General features: G+C 38.8%; 1 protein-coding gene. It reads left to right on the forward strand.

What is annotated here, in order from left to right; all coding sequences use genetic code 11:
• Positions 1–399: histidine kinase dimerization/phospho-acceptor domain-containing protein (locus HC175_RS19825; RefSeq protein ID WP_168139816.1), on the forward strand; the 399-nt coding region annotated here is incomplete at both ends.

Here is a 399-nt window from a genome sequence, read left to right on the forward strand (position 1 = left end):
GAAAAAAAGTGTAGAAACCGGAGCAGATCTGGAAATTGAAATGAGGCTTCTGGATAAAAAGGGAAAATACCGCTGGCATTTAACACGGGCCATACCTATCAAAGATGAAAACGGAAGAGTTAAACAATGGATAGGAGTAACTACAGAAATTGAACGCTTTAAGGAAGAAGATAAGCGAAAGGAAGGATTTTTACAACTGGTAAGTCATGAGCTTAAAACTCCGATTACTTCGATAAAAGGATACGTGCAGCTACTGCTCTCATTACTGGAGCAAGAACATCAGGATCTAAATACTCTTCCGGTTAAACCTTCATTAAAGCGTATTGATGAACAGGTAGCCCGATTAACAAGACTTATTTCTGAAATTCTTGACCTTTCCAGGATCGAAGAAAGTAGGCT

Source organism: Salinimicrobium oceani (assembly GCF_012037645.1).